This is a genomic window from Bacillus ndiopicus (genome assembly GCF_000612805.1).
Lineage (GTDB): Bacteria > Bacillota > Bacilli > Bacillales_A > Planococcaceae > Metasolibacillus > Metasolibacillus ndiopicus.
This window is the reverse complement of the sequence record NZ_HG964413.1, coordinates 23,259-42,589: the sequence shown is the minus strand read 5'-3', so window position 1 is coordinate 42,589 and position 19,331 is coordinate 23,259. Positions and strand designations below refer to the sequence as shown.

18 protein-coding genes and 1 other annotated feature (1 of these 19 only partly in view) are annotated in these 19,331 nt (G+C 35.3%); of the genes, 11 read left to right on the top strand and 7 right to left on the bottom strand.

Features of this window, described 5'->3' with window-relative positions; genetic code table 11:
* Positions 1-15 (top strand) — a binding site (T-box leader) (it extends 203 nt beyond the left edge of the window).
* A 69-nt stretch (positions 16-84) separates the two neighbouring features.
* On the top strand, positions 85-1,371 hold the full coding sequence (gene serS, locus TY13_RS19350; RefSeq protein WP_042479336.1) for a serine--tRNA ligase: 1,287 nt from the start codon (positions 85-87) through the stop codon (positions 1,369-1,371).
* A gap of 55 nt (positions 1,372-1,426) precedes the next feature.
* On the opposite strand, the gene TY13_RS21195 is transcribed toward serS, so the two are convergent.
* Positions 1,427-1,639, bottom strand: coding sequence for a TM2 domain-containing protein (locus tag TY13_RS21195; protein WP_326586725.1), 213 nt, complete (start codon positions 1,637-1,639; stop codon positions 1,427-1,429).
* 225 nt (positions 1,640-1,864) lie between these two features.
* Positions 1,865-2,914 (bottom strand): SPFH domain-containing protein, encoded by a 1,050-nt coding sequence (locus TY13_RS19340; protein WP_042479325.1) that lies wholly within the window; start codon positions 2,912-2,914, stop codon positions 1,865-1,867.
* Positions 2,915-3,222: 308 nt separating this feature from the next.
* On the opposite strand from TY13_RS19340, the gene TY13_RS19335 reads away from it, so the two are divergent.
* The gene (locus tag TY13_RS19335; RefSeq protein ID WP_195891730.1) at positions 3,223-3,789 is read left to right on the top strand and encodes a TetR/AcrR family transcriptional regulator; all 567 of its coding nucleotides are present in this window, start codon (positions 3,223-3,225) and stop codon (positions 3,787-3,789) included.
* A gap of 194 nt (positions 3,790-3,983) precedes the next feature.
* Here TY13_RS19335 and TY13_RS19330 read toward each other — a convergent pair whose 3' ends face one another.
* Positions 3,984-4,829, bottom strand: coding sequence for a pentapeptide repeat-containing protein (locus tag TY13_RS19330; protein ID WP_042479320.1), 846 nt, complete (start codon positions 4,827-4,829; stop codon positions 3,984-3,986).
* 250 nt (positions 4,830-5,079) lie between these two features.
* On the opposite strand from TY13_RS19330, the gene TY13_RS19325 reads away from it, so the two are divergent.
* The 5 genes from TY13_RS19325 to lanKC all read left to right on the top strand — a co-directional run bounded on the left by TY13_RS19325 (position 5,080) and on the right by lanKC (position 10,202).
* Positions 5,080-5,565 (top strand): GNAT family N-acetyltransferase, encoded by a 486-nt coding sequence (locus tag TY13_RS19325; RefSeq protein ID WP_042479317.1) that lies wholly within the window; start codon positions 5,080-5,082, stop codon positions 5,563-5,565.
* A 434-nt stretch (positions 5,566-5,999) separates the two neighbouring features.
* Entirely contained in the window at positions 6,000-6,245 is a 246-nt protein-coding gene (locus TY13_RS19320) for a hypothetical protein (protein WP_042479314.1), read from the top strand.
* 26 nt (positions 6,246-6,271) lie between these two features.
* Positions 6,272-6,466 (top strand): hypothetical protein, encoded by a 195-nt coding sequence (locus tag TY13_RS19315; RefSeq protein ID WP_042479312.1) that lies wholly within the window; start codon positions 6,272-6,274, stop codon positions 6,464-6,466.
* A 30-nt stretch (positions 6,467-6,496) separates the two neighbouring features.
* Positions 6,497-6,748, top strand: coding sequence for a hypothetical protein (locus TY13_RS19310; RefSeq protein WP_154661651.1), 252 nt, complete (start codon positions 6,497-6,499; stop codon positions 6,746-6,748).
* Between the two features lie 823 nt (positions 6,749-7,571).
* The gene (lanKC, locus tag TY13_RS19305; RefSeq protein WP_081797053.1) at positions 7,572-10,202 is read left to right on the top strand and encodes a class III lanthionine synthetase LanKC; all 2,631 of its coding nucleotides are present in this window, start codon (positions 7,572-7,574) and stop codon (positions 10,200-10,202) included.
* A 142-nt stretch (positions 10,203-10,344) separates the two neighbouring features.
* Here lanKC and TY13_RS19300 read toward each other — a convergent pair whose 3' ends face one another.
* From TY13_RS19300 to TY13_RS19285, 4 genes are read right to left on the bottom strand one after another with little or no spacing between them, the layout of a single operon-like run.
* Positions 10,345-11,241 carry a DMT family transporter gene (locus tag TY13_RS19300; RefSeq protein WP_042479305.1) on the bottom strand — a complete coding sequence of 299 codons (897 nt, stop codon included), beginning with the start codon at positions 11,239-11,241 and terminating at the stop codon, positions 10,345-10,347.
* A gap of 3 nt (positions 11,242-11,244) precedes the next feature.
* Positions 11,245-12,459, bottom strand: a complete 1,215-nt coding sequence (locus TY13_RS19295) for an amidohydrolase (protein ID WP_042479302.1) — start codon at positions 12,457-12,459, stop codon at positions 11,245-11,247.
* A complete protein-coding gene (locus TY13_RS19290; protein ID WP_042479299.1) occupies positions 12,456-13,700 on the bottom strand; it encodes an amidohydrolase in 1,245 nt (414 codons plus the stop codon). Before TY13_RS19290 ends, TY13_RS19295 begins: the two co-directional genes overlap by 4 nt.
* A 25-nt stretch (positions 13,701-13,725) precedes the next feature.
* Positions 13,726-15,282 (bottom strand): glutathione ABC transporter substrate-binding protein, encoded by a 1,557-nt coding sequence (locus tag TY13_RS19285; RefSeq protein ID WP_042479297.1) that lies wholly within the window; start codon positions 15,280-15,282, stop codon positions 13,726-13,728.
* Between the two features lie 188 nt (positions 15,283-15,470).
* On the opposite strand from TY13_RS19285, the gene TY13_RS19280 reads away from it, so the two are divergent.
* From TY13_RS19280 to TY13_RS19265, 4 genes are read left to right on the top strand one after another with little or no spacing between them, the layout of a single operon-like run.
* A complete protein-coding gene (locus tag TY13_RS19280) occupies positions 15,471-16,364 on the top strand; it encodes an ABC transporter permease (protein WP_042479294.1) in 894 nt (297 codons plus the stop codon).
* Between the two features lie 12 nt (positions 16,365-16,376).
* Positions 16,377-17,297, top strand: coding sequence for a nickel ABC transporter permease (gene nikB, locus TY13_RS19275; RefSeq protein ID WP_042479292.1), 921 nt, complete (start codon positions 16,377-16,379; stop codon positions 17,295-17,297).
* Between the two features lie 12 nt (positions 17,298-17,309).
* Positions 17,310-18,314, top strand: coding sequence for an ABC transporter ATP-binding protein (locus TY13_RS19270; RefSeq protein WP_042479289.1), 1,005 nt, complete (start codon positions 17,310-17,312; stop codon positions 18,312-18,314).
* Complete coding sequence (locus TY13_RS19265) at positions 18,314-19,297, top strand: ABC transporter ATP-binding protein (RefSeq protein ID WP_042479286.1); 984 nt, start codon at positions 18,314-18,316, stop codon at positions 19,295-19,297. The genes TY13_RS19270 and TY13_RS19265 overlap by 1 nt, the downstream gene beginning before the upstream one ends.
* Positions 19,298-19,331: the final 34 nt, after the last annotated feature.

The window sequence follows — 19,331 nt, the reverse complement described above, 5'->3', positions numbered from 1 at the left end:
GCTCTCGTCCCTTTTAGGGGATGAGGGCTTTTTTGTCGTTTTAGCGCATTAATGTAATAAAGTAAAAAGAATGGAGGAAGAAATATGTTAGATATTAAACGTATTCGAGACAATTATGAAGAAGTAAAAAGAGTATTGCTTACACGCAATGAGGATTTAGGGACTTTCGATCAGTTTGAGGCATTAGATACAGAACGTCGTGATTTAATTGCCAAAACGGAAGTATTAAAAGCTGAGCGCAATAAAGTGTCTGAGCAAATTTCAGTAATGAAGCGTAATAAGGAAAACGCGGATGATGTGATTGCACGCATGCGCGAAGTAGGAGAAGAAATAAAAACGCTTGATGAAGCATTACGTGCTGTTGAAGAAAAATTCGAAGATATGATGATGCGTTTGCCAAACATTCCGCATGAATCAGTTCCTGTCGGGGAAACAGAGGATGACAACGTTGAAGTGTACACATGGGGAGAAATAACAGCATTCGATTTCGAACCAAAACCACACTGGGATGTAGCAACAGATTTGCAAGTTGTTGATTTTGAACGTGCGGGAAAAGTAACTGGAAGCCGCTTCCTATTTTATCGTGGACTAGGTGCTCGTTTAGAGCGTGCGTTAATGAGCTTTATGATGGATTTACATTCAGAGGAGCATGGCTATGAGGAAATGCTACCACCTGTTATTATTAATCGAGATTCATTAACTGGTACAGGGAATTTACCAAAATTTGAAGAGGATGTATTTAAATTAAAGGATTTAGATTACTTCTTAGCACCGACAGCGGAAGTGCCTGTAACGAACTTCTACCGCGATGAAATTTTAGACGGAGAAATGCTACCAAAAGGCTTTGCTGCTTATAGCACTTGCTTCCGTTCTGAGGCAGGTTCAGCAGGTCGCGATACACGCGGACTTATCCGTCAGCACCAATTTAACAAAGTGGAGCTTGTGCGTTTCGTAAAACCAGAAGAATCTTACGAGCAATTAGAGCTATTAGTAGGTCATGCTGAAAAAGTATTAAAATTATTAGAACTTCCATACCGCAAGCTGTTAATGAATACGTCTGATTTAGGTTTTACAGCAGCGAAGAAATATGACTTGGAAGTATGGTTCCCAACGCAAGATATGTACCGTGAAATTTCTTCAATTTCAAACTTTGAAGATTTCCAAGCACGTCGCGCAAACATCCGTTTCCGTCGTGAGCTAGGTGCAAAACCGGAATTCGTACACACATTAAACGGCTCTGGCTTAGCGATTGGTCGTACTGTAGCTGCAATTTTAGAAAACTACCAACAAGCAGATGGCAGCGTCAAAATTCCTGAAGTATTAGTACCTTACATGGGTGGGAAAACAGTAATTGCCGCGCAAGGGAAATAAAATTAAAAAGCATCGTATACATTGAGAAATCAATTGTACGATGCTTTTTGTCATATTAGTTAGTACGAACATAATTTTTCATTTGGAAATTATGTTCACTTTGTAATAAATAAACAAGACCTTCAATTATACCGATAGCAGTTGGAACACCCGACCACCAGAAGAATAGATATATAAGTCCCATCCAAGGACGCCCTAGATAAAACTTGTGGATACCAAGCCCACCAAAAAAAATAGCTAAAAAAGCAGCAAGCCCCTTAGATTTAATTGGCCACGAGGGATCAACACCTGAAGCGGACTCTGTATTAACAGATGCTTGAAAGTTTTGCTGCTGAAATGTGGGCTCATTCATATTGTTTTGTGCTGTTGTTTGAGAAGCTATGTCGTATTTCCCTCCACAATATTTACATTGTACTCTGTTTGCTTCAACAGGCGCACCACACTGAGAGCATTTTAAATTACTCATTAAAGAAGCCTCCTAAACGTAAACTAATCAATTAGCCTTTGCACCGCAATTGTGACAGAATCGAGAATTGGGGTCTAATGTTGCACCACAAGAACAAGTAGATTGTCTGAAATTTTTGCCACAGTTTGCACAAAAGTTTGCATTGTTGTTGTTTTTAAAATTACATGAAGGGCAAATTACTCCCTGTGTATTCATATTTTTCAATGGCTTAAGGTGTTGTTCCATACTTGAAAATATTTCATTGAAAGTATTTAAACCGACATTACTATATACAACCGAACTCGTCATATTATTTCGATTATTTGCTGCATCCTCATAAACATCAAAGCTTCGCTCAGTTGTGTAACGGTCATCCCCCATAATCTCAAATCTAGCGCGGGATGTTAAAATTTTATTAATTTCTTCAAAATCTTCATCTGGGAAATCAATTGAGTTTATATGGAAACTTAATAATGAAAAACCATATTGATGAAATTTCTCTTTAACGATTTGCTTCATGGATTGGGATAGATTTGCTAACTCTGTTGAGATTTCCAAAGCTGAGATTTTTTCTCGAATAATTTTATTTGCTAGCTCGGTTTTAATGTTTGTAATCAATAGACCTCGGAAATATTCTTGTACCATTTCATACTGGACAATTTCATCTGAAGTCATGCTACCAATAAGCTCTGAAAAGAATAGCATATAGTTATCAATACGTAAGGCCATTTGACCAAATGCACGAATTCGTAGCTTCACAAAGTATTTAGGGTCAATTAGTTGGATAGGATTGGTAGTACCCCAATACAAATCAAGCTTATTAGTTAAGTTAATATAATAAATTTCGGCTGTAAAGGGCGTCTTTCCACTATACGCCAAATTTAATAGAGAGCCGATAATAGGTAAGTTGTTTGTAGAAAGCACATATGAACCAGAAGAAAAGGCATCACATACCTGTCCGTTTTTTACAAACAACGCAATTTGCCCTTCGTTTACAATAAGTGTACTACCAAGTCGTATATCTTCTTTTGGGTATTTGTAAATAACCCAATCTCTTGAACGTAACCCATCAAATTTAATGCGGTCAAAGAATCTCATAATGTACCATCCCTTCAATGATTTAAAAAATTGTACAAGATATATATTATCATTGTCCTTTGGATTGAAATATGTGTCAACTCATATTCCAATAATAAAAAGTATATTAGTTAGTTTAAGTAAGATTGAAAATAACTCTAAAAAATATTATTTTCAATGCAAAGAGAAAGTGCTTTTAGAATCGTATACTTTAAGTGGTTTAAAGAACGACCTCCCCTTGCTTTCCATTTTTAACTATTATAACATGAAATTGATTAATCAATCAAAAGTGGGTGTGAGAAATGGTTAGTGATAAAGTGGCACGAAAAATGGAATTAAAAAAAGCACGAGTTTTGGAGGCAGCAATAGCACTTTTTGCGGAGAATGGCTATGAGGCAACAACGATGGCTGATATTGCAAAAAAGGCAGAAGTAGGCTTTGGCACTGTTGCAACATACTTCGGCAGTAAAGAGGAGCTCTTTTATACATGTGTTGTGCAACCATTTCAACCGCTCATTGTAGAATTGAAGGACTTTAATGTAAGCCCAACATCTTATCCAAAAGAAATAGAGGCGATGATTAGAAAGCATATTTTCCTTTTTAATGCTCAAGATGTATATTTGCAATTACTAGTACAAGTAATTGGTCAATATGAAAAATTCCCTGTAATATTTGCTGAGATTAACAAGCAAACAAATGAGCTACAACAACGGCTTATAGAATTAATCGTAAATGGTCAAAACGAGCAACAATTGTCAGAGGGAGAGCCTTTAATTATCGCGATTTCTTATATCAGTTTATTATTCGGATTGTGCCTATCGTCTGTAGGAAATTTTCCAAAAGATATGCTTGAGCAATTTGCGACTAGAGCAATCTATTTATTTGGCGTTAAATAACGCAGTAGCCTGAATGTCTGTAATAAGAAAGTTTAATTAATGGAGATTATTGGGGAATTTTAGTAGGTCGATTATAATTCACATTGCACTACGTTTTTAATAATTAGAACGTAGTGCAATGTAAAAAATTATATAAAGTTAGTTGTTTAAACCCTAATAAAAGCTTTACAGTTGCGACTAGTTATCAAATGAAATTAATTCACCCAATGAGGCGGTAATTGAATATGCTTTGGTAAAATAGATTTATTATTGCCTTTTGCTGAATTAATTTGCATTTGAGTTAAAAACATACTTGTAGAAAGATTGGCACCACTTAAATTTGCATCACGCAAATCTGCTCCAATAAAATCAACACCTCTTAAATCTGAATTGCACAGATCTGCTGCAATTAAATAAGCGCCTCTAAAATCAGTCGTTCTTAAATCCTTACCTTTTAAATTTTTACCAATAAAATCAGCGCCTCTAAGTCGCTGCCCTTTCTTAATTTTAAACACCTTTGAACTTAGCTGACCTCGAATATATTCACTTGTTTCTAAAAGTAATTCGTTTACAGGTAACCGACAACTCATGATATCTAATGACAATAATTTATCAGCATTTATATCCGTTAAATTCTGCAATTTTCTTAATTGTTCATTTAGTTGATTCCGCAATGAATCTGAAATATTATAAGTTAATGATTCCGCAATAAAAGCAATCATTTCATATAGTTGTTCCATCACAGGAAATGCGCGAAACATTTTTTCGGCGATTTCAGGATGCTCCCGCCAGCTTTGGCCATTAAAAGTGTCTTGAGAGATTTTTTGACCAGCCCCTAAACAATCGAACACTGTACATCCCTTAAATCCTGTATCTCTTAAGTTCTTATGAATTTTACATCGAAAATCCTTTTGTAAGTTGGGACAAGGTGTCCCCGCCGGTTTATTTATTGCAAAATCACTTGATGCGACAATGTTAAGTGCTGTGCAACAAAGCCCAAAGCATTTCGAGCAATCGGCTTTTAAATTTTCTCTAATATTTTTTGCTGTTTCATTGTACATTTTTAAAACCCCTTTAAATTTCCTAATCATTGTTTTATTTATTGGAAATAAGAATTCCACATTAGAGATGCATAATTGATTAATTTAGATAAACGCTCCCAAATAGGTTGTATAATTTCCTACAGATAGTTTAATCTCTTTAATATTTATATTTAATAAATTGAAAATATGCTAGCCTTAATAGTACAAACTATGTTTTAATTTGTACAATTAGTGCTAGTATATTTTATTACATAATGAGGTGGAAGTTATGGAATTAGTTTTTTATGAGAAAAAATTTGATAGTTTAATAGCCGATTATATATTGACTGAAGAACAATTAAATTATACTGATACCCCACAAGCATGTATTGAAAAGCAAATAAAGGATATAACTCGTCATTCTATATTAGCCATGGAAAATAATAATCTCGTTACTTTCTTTACCTTACACGAAAAAGATGGGGTTAAACCTTATTCTGAAAATACATCAGCTATTTTATTAAGAGCTTTTTCTACAGATTTTCGATTTCTTGGGCAGGGTCATGCTAAAAAAGCGTTAAAATTACTTCCTGAGTTCACAAAAAGTAATTTCCCAAATATTAATGAAATCGTCTTGGCAGTTAATGTTGGAAACAGCGTAGCTCAAAGTTTGTACGAAAAGTGCGGCTTTGTAGATTATGGTGTTAGAAGAGAGGGAAGTAAAGGCGAGTTAATTATTATGAGCTTGTATTTATCTCACATAAATGGGCAGTAATAACTTCTACGACGAGTAACTGCAGGAGCAATTTAGCGTAGCGACACTAGCAATCAGAAGGGATGAGGAAAACCCACTATGGATTGAAGTTTTACTTTATATCCCATTATTGAATAATAAATAGCGCCCTAATTTAATACGGGGTTTCTCGTTTGGAATGGACTATATTTACCTAAGTATCCTGTTATTTACTAATTCTATGGTAGGTATAATGAATGTAATAACGAATTATTATAATAAAGCTACAACTTCAATAGTTCATAGTAATGTTAGGGTGCATCACAATGCCAGCGAAGATAAGAATGGAACAAATTTAGGAGAGTACGCTTGTAGAAATCTCAGAAGAAGCAAAAGTGGCGTTTCAAAAAAAGGTCGATGAGATGGGCCTTTCAAAGCTAAAATCTGAATGGAGAGAATGATTAGAAATTGAACAAATGCAAAAGGAATTTGAAAATTCTGGAGCAGTAGTACAAAATGTAGCGAAACGAATTATCCCAAATATTCAACTGAATGAAAAGTTAATGAATAGCCTAAAAGGGTTGGATGACTACGTAATAGATGCTGCTTATAGCATTATTAACGACAATCTCCTTACACATGATGGAACTTTATCAGCGCACGAGCGAGCGGAGCTTATATCATTAGGAATTGAGAAAGCAAAGTATCTTTCTGAGCACTAGCTGGGAAATACAAAGCAGTTGAATTTATGAGTGCAATAGATGCAATCGCTAAAATTGGGCTAAACGGAAAAGTAAGCGATAATGAAAAAATTCAATATGATATTCCTAAAGGACCATTGGTAGGCGCACCTGATGATTATGTGCATGAGTTTGATTTAATGGAGAAGGCTGATTATCCTGCATGGAGTCAATATAAGTCTATGATGAATGAGGCATTATAAACAAATGATAAAGAAAAAATGTTATCGGCTATGAAGTATGCATTAGATTGGAGTAAGAGAACGCATAGTGAAAGACCAGATATATTTAAAGAAGAAATTAAAAATTATGCTGACTGGAAGAAGCAGATTGAGACTTCAAACATAGTGAATCCTTTTGAAAAGACGGATCAATCGAATAAGGAAAGCTTTTTGCCAAGTATTATTGAATTAAGCAGTTCTGGAACACGGGACAAGCTTCAAAAGAACTTAGATGCATTTTTTAGATATCTAGAGAAAGCTTAATTAAAGGAAGGGTCAATTTTCAAAATTGGGGAAATAACGCGAGGAATCAACATTCTTAACATTGATTCCTCGCGTTATTTATTTATATGAAGAAACAGTATGAGTACATTAAAATTGCTCGTTTTTATCATTCATAACAAAGGAAATAAGGATGCTTGCTAGCACAAGTACTCCGCTAATTATTTGGTTTAATTGAATGATAGCGTGGCTTAGTAGCATTGTAATGATTGGCACTAAATTTAGTAGAATACGATGAAATTTATGATATTAATAATTTATTTTAATAGTTGAGGCACTTGAGCTAGAACTACACAATTAATAGACATATATAATTTGATTGTAGAATTGGAAATTATTATGGAGATAAGTGAGTGGGCGCATTTGTTACCATAATTAATGCAAACATTATTATTTATTTGTATGAATTTAATAGCTGATTTGAAAATGATTAGTATCAATAATTAAAATAATTTTAAGGAAAATATAATCTATTCAAGAATTTCATATAACTATTAGAAGTGCACACATAAAACTGAATAATAGAAAAAGTTTGACTATTTTCACATTTATATGTATTATAAATATAAACCTTTAAGGTTTATATTTACATATTAGGGGTAAGGAGGGTTTGTGTATGAAAAATGTTTTAAAATTGCAACGTTTAGTTGAAGAAAAAGTTTCTGAGCCAGTTGTACAATTTAGTTGTACTTCGTCAATGCTTTACTGCTTAGTTAGACCATAATAGAAAAGAGGTTCCAGAAGTTAAAGTTGAAACTTCTGGACTTTCTTTTTATATGGAGTTTTTGAAGATGGAAAGGATGAAATGATGAGAACCGTTGCTCAAAGTACACATGGACATTACCTATTATCTAATAATTTATTTTATGCACCTGCTGATAAGTATTTACCAACTACTGAATTGTATAATATAGTAAATGAAACTCTTGGGCATGAACAAAGAATTTTACAAAATGGTGTTTGGTCATCAGTAACTCATTCACCTTATACACAGAATCAAGGTTGGAAAATCCATGTTTCAGCCAATTTACAAAATTATAAAGAAATATTGGGTATTGTTTCCGAATTTTGCAATAAGCAGAAAGTGAATTATAAATTTAATAGTGATACTAACATGTTTTTATTTATGAATTCTAAAACCACTGGTAGAGGAAGTAGTGGGAAGTTTATAACTATATATCCAAGAGATACAGAACATTTTATTGAGCTTATGGAAGAGCTATATTTCTTATTGGAGAATTTTGAAGGTCCTTACATACTGTCTGATAATAGGTATAAAGAATGTAAAGTTTTATATTATAGATATGGTGAATTTGTTAGTATAAGGGAATTGAATTATAAAAACGAATATGATTCATATATTTATAATGTAAAGGGTGAGAAAGTAAAAGAGGTGAGATTACCTTATTTTACGTTACCTGAAGGTGTTCAAGACCCCTTTGAGGATGACAATTCTTTATTTGATGAAGATGAAGATGAATTACTATTAAATAATAGATATCAGATAATAAAAGCATTACATTTGTCAGCTTCTGGAGGAGTATATCTAGCTTTAGATACATTTAATAATGATAAAGTGGTCTTAAAAGAAGCACGACCTTATACTAGTCTTGAGATTCCAAATACGGATGCTTTAGTATTACAAAAAAATGAATATGAAAAGATACTTTATTTAAACTCATTAGGGTTACAAAATATACCCAATCTTATCGATTATTTCAGTGAATGGGAACACTTTTATCTTGTAATAAAATACATTGAAGGTTCAAATTTAGGTCCATATGTTACGTCAAAGAATCCCTTATTAGAATTTAAAATAACTTCAGAGAAAATTCAGAAATATAACAGAAGCTTATTAAAAATATGGAGAAATCTTATTGAAGGCTTTTTAGATTTCTATGAAAAAGGGATTGTTTTTGAGGATTTGTCACCTAATAATATAATTGTTCAAGATGATGGAACCGTAATCTTTATTGACTTAGAAAATGTTAGAGCCAATAATGAACAAGGTTTTAACATGAAAACTATAGGTTATAGAAATTATTATGATAATAGGCCATTTGAACAATTGTCTTATCTAATGTTTACTACCATTCTCCCCCTTACAGCTATATTAGAGAATGATCATAATAAATACATGGAATTTTTATATTACTTAAAACATGAGAAAGTAATTTCTCAAACAGCATTTGAATTTCTAGAATTATTATACACGAACACAAACCCTGATAGAGATACAATAATGGCCTGTTTTAATGAAATTGTAGATATATTAAATCTAGAATATCTTACACATATGTCACCACAAATAGAAATGAGCGAATTAAGAGATGAATTAAGTAAACCAATGATTAATTTTAAATATAATGTTGAAAACTTTTTCCCTGGAGATCCAGTAGCATATGAGACTAACTTTTATAATATTGCTTATGGCATAACAGGAATATTATACTCTTTAAAAATTACTAACCTCGTTCAAGAAGGAGAGAAGTTATTAGAATTTCTGAAAAAAGCGGATTTAGAGAGAATGAATGGGAATCTTATAACAGGAAGTAGTGGAATTGCAGGAGCACTTTATTCGATAAATGAAAATTCATTAGGAGATATTTTTTTAGCACATGCAAAGGGGCACTATCTAAACGACAGTGCACTTGACCTTTCCTATGGATTAGCTGGAATTGGATTAAATTGTTTAAGAGCTTTTAAAGCTACAAATAATAATAAACATCTTGATTATGCCATAGAATGTGGAAATAAGATAATAGTAGAGCTAGATGATTTTAAGCAAGAGTATCCGAGTACCAATAAAAATGGGGAGATTTACCTTGGTCTTGGGTCTGGTTATACAGGAATGGCTTTATTTTTCTCCTACTTATATAGAGAAACAGAGGATATGATATATAAGGATATCTGTGATCATTTAATAGAGCTGGTTTTAAATAAATTAGAATATCGTAATGGAGATTTAATTGGATTTTCTAGGGGCAATTTAAAGCTAGGAGAGCTTGTATATTCCCCTTACGTGTATGATGGGTTAGTGGGCTTGGCAGCAACTTTAATGAGAGTAGACTTTAATAAATACAAAAATATTATTGAAGAGATATTTAATTCTATAAAAGGGAATTTTACAGCTCAAATAAGCTATATGAGAGGCTTAACGGGAATAGGCGATTTTTATATAGACCTTTACAAATTAACTAATTCTCTAGAAATCAAAGAAGAGATAAACAGACTTAATAACTATTTAAAAACTTTTATAGTGGAGGAAAAGTATACGCCAGGTGAACAATTATATAGAAACTCCTTTGATTTATTTACGGGTTCAGCAGGTGTTTTAATTTATCTAGATAGAATTGAGCATTTAGATAAAGAGGAATTACCAGAAAGTAAATGCCCATTTTTTATCGATAATTATTACCCAATCATTTCATTATAATACTGTTTTGTTGATCCTTCGAATGCTCTATATTTATATCGCTAAGGTATTAATATAAAATAGATGTGTGAATTTGCTCTTTATAGAAGAGTAAATAAAAAACGAACTATCCCATGATTACTTTTTGGATAGTTCGTTTATTTTAGTGGTTATGTTTTTTTAGAGGGAGCAACTTATCACTAATAACAACGGAAATAAGGATGCCTGCTAGCACAAGTACCCCGCCAATTATTTGGCTTGATTGGATGATAGCATGAAGGATAATCGCGCTTAGTAGCATTGTAATGATTGGCTCTAAATTCAGTAAAATGGCGGCATTCGTTGAGCCAACCTTGTGTTGATTAGCATTCCAGACAAGGTTGCTGACACCGTGTACAAGTATAGCTGATATGATTAATAAAAGAATCATCGGTAGCTCGGCGATTTGTTTTGGTACAATTGGCGCAAAGCTTAAAAAAGGGAGTAAGGCAAGGCAACCGATAAAACTTGTGAAAAAAGTGACGCTAAAGCTATCTAGATCTTTTCTTAACACATCAAGCAACACAAGGAAAATAGCAAAGCTAAGCATTGTACAAAAGCTGAAAACTTCCCCAATACCAAATTGAGTAGCAGCACCTTGCTTTGCTGAAATAATAATGCCTACTCCTGTAAAAGATATAACCGAGCCAAGCCAAAACAGCCAGCCTTTCTTTTCTCCTCGCACAATACGATTAATAATCCCAGTCATGATAGGTGTAAGTGCTAAAATATAGGCAGCCGTAATAGGGCTTGTCGATTCTAAGCTTTTAAAGAAGCTAAGGTGATTAATACTAACACCGAGTATAGCTGCTAGGCAAAGGAGTAGCCATTGCTTAGGTCGAATTCGAGCTTTACGAATGGTTGGAAACCCGATAATCCCAAGAAATAAGCAAATACACAGCAGGCGATAAACGGTTACATGCAAAGCTGACCAATAATTGACGAGCACCGCGCCAATAATAAAGTTGGAAGCCCACAGGTTAACGCAAACAATGAGTATTGCATAGACCTTTAATTTCATAAACTATAGATTGAAAAATTTCCCTTTGTTCATCATAACGCGCTTCTTCGGTGGGCGTGCCACAGTCTCTGCGCTACAGCTTGATGCTACAAAAACAAAGCTTGCCTCATCGCCAGCCTTTGGCCATTGCATATTACCTTTGCTATCTAAAGGTGTAACGCCATTTGTAATATAGCCTAAGCTTTGACGTAGCTCACGCTCGGTAATTTTACGTGTAACATCTGCAAATGTACAAGCCTTTTGTAAAATATCACCAATACCATATGGACTCCATGAGTCATAGAAGCCATCACAGCCGAAATGAACATTTACGCCATGTTCAGTTAATAAATCAATTGGTGGAATGTTGCGGCCTAAATTAAATGGTACTGTCGACATAATGGCAGAATTATGTTTTTTCAGACGCTTCGCCATTGCGATTTGCTCTGGGACAGTTACATCGCCTAAAGAAAAGGAGTGACTAAAATCAGTTTTTCCTTTAAAGCCACTTTCCTCAACCATATCAAGCCATTTTTCGATTGTGTAATAGCCTAAATGTCCGTTGTCGTGTATATGGAAGTCGACATCCACGTTGAATTCTTGTGCAATTTCCATTGTTGTTTGTAGCGATTTTTCGATATTGCGGTCAATGCCACCTGGATCTAATCCACCAAGCATTGTAGCACCGTTGCGTAATGCCTCACGCAATAAATTTGGCACATCTCCACCTAATAACCCATGCTGAGGGAAGGCGATAACCTCCGCAGTGACATAATCCTTATATTTATCAAGAGCAGCTAAAACACCTTCTAAGTTTTTTAAACCGATATATGGATCGATATTAACATGTGTACGAATATGGTTCGCACCATGCCCTAGAATTTTCTCAATCATTGCACTTGCGCGTTGTTCACAGTTCTCTGCTAAAGCAGAAAGCTCAAGTGATTCAAAATGTAAACGCTCCTCAAGCCCACTAACTGTACGACAAGCTTTCCAAGGTAAAGATAAGTATGTTTTATCTAAATGATTATGCATTTCCTTAAAGGCTGGTAATGCTAATTTACCTTGCATATCCTGTGCATTCTCTGGTTGAAATACTTCTTCAGCAGTTTTTAGCTGTGCAATATGACCTTGCTCATCAATTTCAATATGGAACAGAGCAGTTGTTGTTTGGATGCTTCCATCTTCATGTAATTGTTCACCTGTTTCGAGGCGTACATTTAATAGCCATTGACTCATCGGTAAGCTCCTTTCAATTCAACGTTTTCTTGGTGGATAACAGCGCCCTTTGAAATGACAGTTGTAATTGGACAAATACGAGCAATTGTATGCGCAGCACTAACTGCATCGACTAACAAAGCGTTTGCTGCATCACCTGCTTTTGGCCATACTTGCTGACCTTCAGCATTAAGAGGGGTAATACCACCTGTTGCATATTTAATAGATTGGCTAAGTCTGTATTCATCGATCAATCTGAAGCGCTCAGCTAAAACATTTAATTTTTGAATTGTATTGCCTGTACCAAAAGGAGACCAGTGATCCGTTAAGCTATCATGCCCAACAGAGACATGTACACCGTTTTCGTATAAATATGGGATTGGAATAGTCGAGCGATTTTGGCCGATTGGCACAGTTGTTGTGACATCAATATTGAAAGAAGCAAGGCGTTTTGTAAGCCTTTCTAATGGCTCTCCCTGTAAATCAGATAACGCAATTGCATGGCTAATTGTGACATTATTTTTAAAATCGTGCTTCTCTAATAAATCCATCATCACATGGAATTCATGCTCGCCTAGCGTATCACGGTCATGTATATGGATATCGATATCTTTGTTATAATCCTTGGCAATTTGAATCATTGTTTCTAAAGAATTGTGTACATCGCGGTCAACAGTTGCTGGGTCTACACCACCGACATGTGTTGCTCCTTTTTCCATTGCTTCACGCATTAATGGTTCAACCGCTGAACGGATTAATCCATGCTGAGGGAAGGCAATGATCTCATATGTAATTTGATCTTTAAAGGATTCCAACACTTCCACTGTGATATCAATATGCTTTGTACCAATTTGTGGGTCGACATTACAATGTGAACGAATATGCGTGTGTCCATTCGCAATTAAATGCTCAACCATTTTGATAGCGCGGTCTTTAGCAAAAGGCAATTGCTTTGGTAGCAATACTTGCTCTTCTTCAATACGTGTTAGGATGCCTTTTGTAATTGGCGTAGGTGCTTTCCAGTCGCCGCTAAAGTATGTTTTATCAATATGGATGTGCATTTCACGAAAGGAGGGCAACAGTAGTTGCCCATTCGCTTCAATTACTTCCATATCAGATTCGACTTCAATGGTTGTTTCGATTTTCTTGAATTTCCCATCCTCAATTAAAATATCAAACGGTGCTATAGCCGTTCCCATGATAAAACCATCCTCGTACTGATAGCCAGTTTCTAATTGAGCTTGTTTAATCAATAGTTTCATGAAGCAAATCATCCTTCCTTACTTTTTATTTTGAAATTTCTACATCTGAAAGCATCGTGTAGTTAGAAGCATCTAACCAGAAGTTTTTCACCTTATTGTTATAAACAGCTAGATGTTCATAGTTACGAACTGGGATGTATACAGCTTCGTCTAACTCGATTTTCATTGCATCTTCATATAAGCCAGCGCGTTTTTCTAAATCTGATTCACCACGAGCCGCTTCAATTAGCTTATCTACCTCTGGATTAGAGTAGAAGAAGTGGTTTCCAGGAGGTCCTTGAGACGCTGTATGGAATAGATTGTATTGGTTGTAGTCGCCATCACCTGTTGCGTTACCCCAACCACCGATAAACATTTGGTGTTGATGATTAGAAATTTCGTTGATGTATGCGCCATACTCCATTACTTGAATTTCTACATTTAAGCCAATGCCTTTCAGTTGTGATTGAATTACTTCAGCCATGTTAATACGCTCTTTGCGGTCGCTTGTTAATAGCTTAACAGTTGTACCTTCAGCGATTCCAGCTTCTTTTAATAATGTTTTTGCTTGCTCTACATTGTAGTCATAGCCTTTTACATTTTTAGAGTAACCAACAACCATTGGACTCATAGCAGAGTTTGCTAATGTACCAACGTTGTCATAAATACCGCTAATAATTGCTTCGCGGTCTACTGCATAGCTAATTGCTTGACGTACTTTTACATCTGATAATAGGCTGTCTGTTACGTTGAAGCCAATATATTCAACAGCTAAGCCTTCTGTACGGAATAAAGACATTGTTGAAGAATTGTCAATGCGATCTAATTCTGTTACAGGTACTTGGTCAGAAATATGTGCTTCACCGCTTTCAACCATTGCTAAGCGAGTTGCATCTTCAGGTACGATTTTAAATGTAAGTTTTTTATAAGAAGGCTTTTTGCCCCAATAATCTTCGTTTGTTGTTAAAGTAATAGATTGACCAGATGTCCAAGATTCAAATACGAATGGACCTGTACCAACTGGATGAGTTTTTAAACCTTCTGCATTTTCTTGGATTGCTTTAGGGCTTAAAATGCTACCTTCTTGGCTAGCTAAAATAGCTAGTAATCCAGCATAAGGTTGATTTAATTTCATTGTAACTTTATAGTCACCGTCTGTAGTAACTTCTTGAATCATACCTAATTTATCACGTTGTGGTGATGCTGTTGCAGGATCTAATATACGGTCAAATGTTGCTTTTACTGCTTCTGCATTAAAATCAGCACCATCATGGAACTTAATTCCTTCATTTAATTCAAATGTCCAAGTTGTGTCATCTACTTGCTCCCAAGATTTTGCTAATAATGGAGCAAGGTTGCGATTTTTATCGAATGCTACTAATGTTTCGTAAACTTTACCGTGAACAATATTAGCAGATGGAATATCTGTAATAAAGTGTGGATCTAAGCTTGTTGCATCTGATGCACGTAATACAATTAATTCATCTGCTAGAGAAGAAGAATCTCCTCCAGACTCTTTCTCAGTAGCTTTATTAGCTGTTGAACAAGCTTGTAATATAGCTACTATTAATAAAAGTAGAAATGCTACTTTAAATTTTTTCATATCCTCTAACCCTCTTTCATGTAGTGTGTTTGGTTAACCTAATTGCATTATAGCGAAAAAAATTATTATTTATTTTCACAAATCTGACCACTTCTTTAAATATTCTAACAACTCCGAAAATTCGTATTTACTTTCGTGCGAAAGTTTTTTAAATTGAAGACACAATTATTCAATAGGGAGGTAGGAGCATGAGTGAAAATGTTCAAGCAGCAACATTAAGCCAAGTACGCTCGCAAGTAAAAAAGAAGAAACGAAAAGAATTATGGCAAAAAATCTATTCAAATAAGGCTGCGTTAGCAGGACTTATTATTTTATCTATTTATGCATTGATGTTAATTTTCGGACCATTACTTTCACCATATGATCCATATGAAATTGATTTACAAAACAAATTACAAGGACCGACTTTAGACCATCTAATGGGGACAGATGATAAAGGTCGCGATATTCTTAGCCGTATTTTATATGGTTCATATTTAACATTGGGCGTTGGTTTTTCAGCGGTATTATTCGGTGGCTCAGTTGGTATTTTATTAGGTTTAGTCGCGGGGTATTATGGAGGAAAAATTGATTCTATAATTAGTCGTTTGATTGATGTAATGTTAGCATTCCCAGGTATTTTACTAGCTTTAGCAATTGTTAGTGCCTTAGGTACAAGCTTAATTAATGTAACAATTGCTGTTGGTTTCTTCTCTATTCCAATGTTTGCTCGTATTGTACGTGGTTCTACGATGGAAGTAAAAAAATTAGAGTATATTGACGCAGTAAGAACATTAGGAGCAAATAATGTGATTATTTTATTTAGACATATTTTGCCGAATATTTTATCACCGATTATTATTCAAGCTTCTATGCGTTTAGCAACGGCAATTTTATCAGCAGCAGGTCTATCGTTTTTAGGTTTAGGCGCACAGCCACCTTCACCAGAATGGGGGGCGATGCTATCAGCAGGGCGTGATTTCTTATTCAACGCACCACATATGGCACTATTCCCAGGGATTATGATTTCGTTTTTAGTATTAGGACTGAATTTATTAGGTGACGGGTTACGAGATGCACTAGACCCAAGAATGAAAGCATAGGAGGCGAAAATAATGGCAGTATTTATTTTAAAACGTTTAGCACAAGTAATTCCAGTAATACTTGGCGTTACATTAGTTGTGTTTTTAATTATGCAAATGGTTCCGGGGGATTCAGCCGTTATTTTAGCGGGGGAAGGTGCTTCAGAGCAAACAATTGAAGATTTACGAGAATCTTTAGGCTTAAATAAACCAATTTATGTACAGTATTTTGACTATATTAAAGGCGTTGTACAAGGGGATTTTGGTAATTCATTAAAAAATGGCAAGCCTGTTTTAGAAGAGATTTCAACTCGCTTACCGATTACCTTTGAGCTTGCAATGTATAGTATCGCAATTACGATTATACTTGGTTTAATTGCGGGTATTGTTTCAGCTATTCGCCCATATTCATGGTTAGATATGAGCTTTATGGTTATCGCGTTATTAGGTATTTCATTACCGAGTTTCTGGTTAGGTATTTTATTAATGTACACATTTGCAATTAATTTAGGCTGGCTACCAGTAGCAGGCTGGGAAAGCCCAATGCATATTATTTTACCAGCGATTACATTAGGAGCTGGAGGAGCAGCAATTGTTGCGCGTATGACGCGTTCTAGTATGTTAGAAGTAGTGAATCAAGACTTTATTCGTACAGCAAAAGCAAAAGGCTTGAAAGGCTACGTTATTATTTTCAAGCATGCACTACGCAACGCAATGATTCCGGTTATTACAGTAGTAGGCTTACAGTTTGGTAGTCTTTTAGGTGGTACGGTGTTAGTAGAATCAGTTTTTGCAGTTAACGGCTTAGGTCGTATGATTGTAGACGCGATTCGTACACGTGATTTACCTGTTGTACAAGGTGGCGTATTAGTTGCTTCATTAATTTTCGTATTTGTAAACTTAATCGTTGATATTTTATATCGCGTATTTAATAAACGTATTGATTTGAACTAGGAGGGGATTTTCATGGAACAGCAAAAGGTGCTCGAGGTGAAAAATTTAAAAACACATTTTTTCACAAAAGAAGGTGTGTCCAAAGCAGTAGATGGCGTGTCCTTTTATTTAAATAAAGGTGAAACAATTGGTGTTGTAGGGGAATCAGGTTGTGGAAAATCAATGACTTCCTTATCGATTTTAAACTTAATTCCATCACCTCCAGGGAAAATTGTAGAAGGCGAAATTTTATTACATGGTAAAAATATTGTCGGTTTACCACAGGAGGAGTTACGCCAAATTCGTGGTAAGAAGATTTCAATGATTTTTCAGGAGCCAATGACAAGCTTGAATCCTGTTATTACAGTAGGTGAGCAAATTGCTGAGACAATTCGCCTACATGAAAAATTACCACGCAAACAGGCGTGGGATAAGGCAGTTGAAATGCTACGTATCGTAGGTATACCATCTCCTGAAAAGCGCGCTAAGCAAGAGCCATATCAGCTAAGTGGTGGGATGCGCCAACGCGTTATGATTGCAATGGCATTAGCTTGTAGTCCTGATGTATTAATCGCAGATGAGCCAACAACGGCACTCGATGTAACGATTCAGGCACAAATCTTAGAAATTTTAAAAGATTTGCAGCAAAAAATGGGGATGAGTATTATCTTCATTACGCATGATTTAGGCGTAGTATCAGAAATGTGTGATAAAGTGGCAGTTATGTATGCAGGACAGGTTATTGAAGAAGGGGCAACAGAGGAGCTTTTTGAACAGCCATTACACCCATATACACGTGGCTTAATCGATTCATTGCCAAAGCTTTATGAGGAGCAGGATGAGCTACAAACAATTGAAGGCTCTGTACCAAGCCCATATAAATATCCTGTAGGCTGTCGTTATGCGGATCGTTGCCCATTTGCGCGAGATTTATGTCGTGAGGCACAGCCAGAGCTTATTGAAATGGCAAAAGGACGCAAAGTACGCTGCTATCAATATTCAGAGAAGTGGAATCTACAAGAAAGTGGGGAGCTGTAATGGGTGAGGTTCAACCAATTTTAGAAGTCACAAATTTAAAGCAATATTTTTATTTAAAAAAGGAAAAGCTATTTGGTGAAAAGCAAATTGTACGTGCGGTAGACGATATTTCTTTTCAATTGTACGAGGGCGAAACATTGAGTATTGTAGGCGAATCTGGTTGTGGAAAATCAACAACAGGCCGTTCTATTTTACGATTAGATGAGCCAACAGATGGCAGTATTTCATTATTTGGTGAAAATTTATTAGAGATGACGCAAAAGCAATTACGTGTTGCACGCAAAGATATCCAAATTATTTTCCAAGATCCATATGCATCATTAAATCCGCGTCGAACAATTCGTCAAATGCTGACTGAGGCGATGTCGATTCAAGATGTTGTGCCAAAGGAAAAGCAGGAGGCACGCATGATTGAGCTAATGCAATTAGTTGGTCTACAGCCTGAATATTTAGAGCGCTATCCTCATGAATTTTCAGGTGGACAACGCCAACGTATCGGTATTGCTCGCGCTTTATCGGTAAATCCGAAAATTATTATTTGTGATGAGTCTGTATCTGCATTAGACGTTTCAATTCAAGCGCAAATTTTAAACTTATTAAAAAAGCTGCAAAAAGAACTAGGCTTAACATTGCTATTTATTTCGCACGATTTAAGTGTTGTGCGTCATATCTCAGACCGTGTAATTGTAATGTATTTAGGTAAAATTGTTGAGATTGCTAATAAAAAATCGTTGTTTGATACACCTGTGCATCCATATACGCGTGCTCTTTTTTCAGCAATTCCAACAGTTGAAAAAGGACAAAAGCGCGAACGAATTATTTTAAAAGGAGACGTGCCATCGCCGTTAAATCCTCCGTCAGGTTGTCGATTCCATACACGTTGCCCATTTGCCACAGAGCAATGTAAGCAACAGGAACCACAATTAGTCGAAGTGAAGGACGGACATAAGACGGCATGTCATTACTGGGAAAACTTCCTATGAGGCAATAGGAGCAAAAAAATTTCTTGGGAAATGA

Coding starts and splice junctions, on each gene's coding strand:
- lanKC (WP_081797053.1), top strand. CDS start 7,572: ATGATGAGAACCGTTGCTCAAAGTACACATGGACATTACCTATTATCT.
- TY13_RS19300 (WP_042479305.1), bottom strand. CDS start 11,241: ATGAAATTAAAGGTCTATGCAATACTCATTGTTTGCGTTAACCTGTGG.
- TY13_RS19285 (WP_042479297.1), bottom strand. CDS start 15,282: ATGAAAAAATTTAAAGTAGCATTTCTACTTTTATTAATAGTAGCTATA.
- TY13_RS19290 (WP_042479299.1), bottom strand. CDS start 13,700: ATGAAACTATTGATTAAACAAGCTCAATTAGAAACTGGCTATCAGTAC.
- TY13_RS19325 (WP_042479317.1), top strand. CDS start 5,080: ATGGAATTAGTTTTTTATGAGAAAAAATTTGATAGTTTAATAGCCGAT.
- TY13_RS19270 (WP_042479289.1), top strand. CDS start 17,310: ATGGAACAGCAAAAGGTGCTCGAGGTGAAAAATTTAAAAACACATTTT.
- TY13_RS19330 (WP_042479320.1), bottom strand. CDS start 4,829: ATGTACAATGAAACAGCAAAAAATATTAGAGAAAATTTAAAAGCCGAT.
- TY13_RS19310 (WP_154661651.1), top strand. CDS start 6,497: ATGAAGTATGCATTAGATTGGAGTAAGAGAACGCATAGTGAAAGACCA.
- serS (WP_042479336.1), top strand. CDS start 85: ATGTTAGATATTAAACGTATTCGAGACAATTATGAAGAAGTAAAAAGA.
- TY13_RS19265 (WP_042479286.1), top strand. CDS start 18,314: ATGGGTGAGGTTCAACCAATTTTAGAAGTCACAAATTTAAAGCAATAT.
- TY13_RS19280 (WP_042479294.1), top strand. CDS start 15,471: ATGAGTGAAAATGTTCAAGCAGCAACATTAAGCCAAGTACGCTCGCAA.
- TY13_RS19335 (WP_195891730.1), top strand. CDS start 3,223: ATGGAATTAAAAAAAGCACGAGTTTTGGAGGCAGCAATAGCACTTTTT.
- nikB (WP_042479292.1), top strand. CDS start 16,377: ATGGCAGTATTTATTTTAAAACGTTTAGCACAAGTAATTCCAGTAATA.
- TY13_RS19295 (WP_042479302.1), bottom strand. CDS start 12,459: ATGAGTCAATGGCTATTAAATGTACGCCTCGAAACAGGTGAACAATTA.
- TY13_RS19340 (WP_042479325.1), bottom strand. CDS start 2,914: ATGAGATTCTTTGACCGCATTAAATTTGATGGGTTACGTTCAAGAGAT.
- TY13_RS19320 (WP_042479314.1), top strand. CDS start 6,000: ATGCAAAAGGAATTTGAAAATTCTGGAGCAGTAGTACAAAATGTAGCG.
- TY13_RS19315 (WP_042479312.1), top strand. CDS start 6,272: ATGAGTGCAATAGATGCAATCGCTAAAATTGGGCTAAACGGAAAAGTA.